Origin of the sequence: Azonexus sp. (assembly GCF_036170495.1) — a bacterium.
Classification (GTDB): Bacteria; Pseudomonadota; Gammaproteobacteria; order Burkholderiales; family Rhodocyclaceae; genus Azonexus.
Genome location: NZ_JAVHPH010000033.1, coordinates 1 through 1,329, shown reverse-complemented (window position 1 = coordinate 1,329; position 1,329 = coordinate 1). Strand labels below are relative to the sequence as shown.

Here is a 1,329-nt window from a genome sequence, read left to right as displayed (position 1 = left end):
GTCGGTCTGCTCGATCACGTTCAGGTCGATTACTACGGCTCGATGGTGCCGGTCAATCAGGTGGCCAACGTTACCCTGGTCGATGCCCGGACCATCGGCGTCCAGCCTTGGGAAAAGGCCATGCTGCAAAAGGTTGAAAAAGCCATTCGCGATTGCGACCTTGGCCTGAATCCGGCATCGCAGGGCGACCTCATTCGCGTGCCGATGCCGGCGCTGACCGAAGAACGTCGCAAGGAAATGATCAAGATCGTCAAGACCGAAGGCGAGGGCGTCAAGGTGGCCATTCGCAATCTGCGTCGTGATGCCAATGCCCATCTGAAAGAAGCGCTGAAAAAGGGCGAAATTCCCGAAGATGACGAGCGCAAGGCCCAGGATGACGTCCAGAAACTGACCGATCGCTATATCGTCGAAGTCGATAAGATGCTCGCCGCCAAAGAGGCTGAGCTCATGCAGGTTTAAGCCGGTTCCGCTCGGATTCCCGGCTGCATGGCCTTCTTTTCCAGTTCGACACAACAGGTTCCGCCAACGGCGGTCGTGCCTCAGCACGTCGCCGTCATTATGGATGGCAATGGACGCTGGGCGAAAAAACGTTTTTTGCCGCGAGTTGCTGGTCATGTCAAAGGCGTCGAGTTGGTGCGTGAAATGGTTCGCGCCTGTCTTGAGCGCGGCATTCAATATCTGACCCTTTTTGCGTTTTCGTCCGAAAATTGGCGTCGACCGCAGGATGAGGTTTCGCTGCTCATGCAGCTCTTTGTCAAGGCACTGGAACAGGAAGTCGAAAAGTTGGATCGCAATGGCGTCCGCCTGCGCATCATCGGCGATTTGTCGCGTTTCGAGCCGCGTCTTCAAGAACTGATTCAGCAGGCTGCGGCGAGGACTGCCGGCAATACCCGCCTCGACCTGACTATCGCTGCCAACTACGGCGGACGCTGGGACATCATGCAGGCGACCAATCAAATGCTCGCCGCCCAGCCTGAAAAACGTGACGGCTGGCAGGAGAGTGATCTTGAGCCACATTTGTCGATGAATTTTGCGCCGGAGCCCGATTTGTTTATCCGCACCGGCGGCGAGGAGCGGATCAGTAATTTCCTGCTCTGGCAACTGGCCTACACCGAACTTTATTTCACACCTATTCTCTGGCCAGATTTCGATACCGCCGAGTTCGATAAAGCGATCACATCATTCCAGCAGCGCGAACGTCGCTTCGGCCGAACCAGTGAACAGCTGGTGGAAAAGCCGAATGCTTAAAACACGCATCATCACGGCGCTGATCCTGGTGGCGTTGCTGTTGCCCAGTCTGTTTTATTCATCGCAGGCCGGCTGGGCCTT

General features: G+C 56.1%; 2 protein-coding genes. Both read left to right on the top strand.

The genetic code is table 11. The features are described 5' to 3' along the window. Window positions 1-459 (top strand): ribosome recycling factor (gene frr, locus ADADOO_RS01295; RefSeq protein WP_511274358.1); only part of this gene is annotated, 459 nt, incomplete at its 5' end. A 27-nt stretch (window positions 460-486) separates the two neighbouring features. Next, window positions 487-1,248, top strand: a complete 762-nt coding sequence (gene uppS / locus ADADOO_RS01290) for a polyprenyl diphosphate synthase (protein ID WP_511274357.1) — start codon at window positions 487-489, stop codon at window positions 1,246-1,248. Window positions 1,249-1,329: the final 81 nt, after the last annotated feature.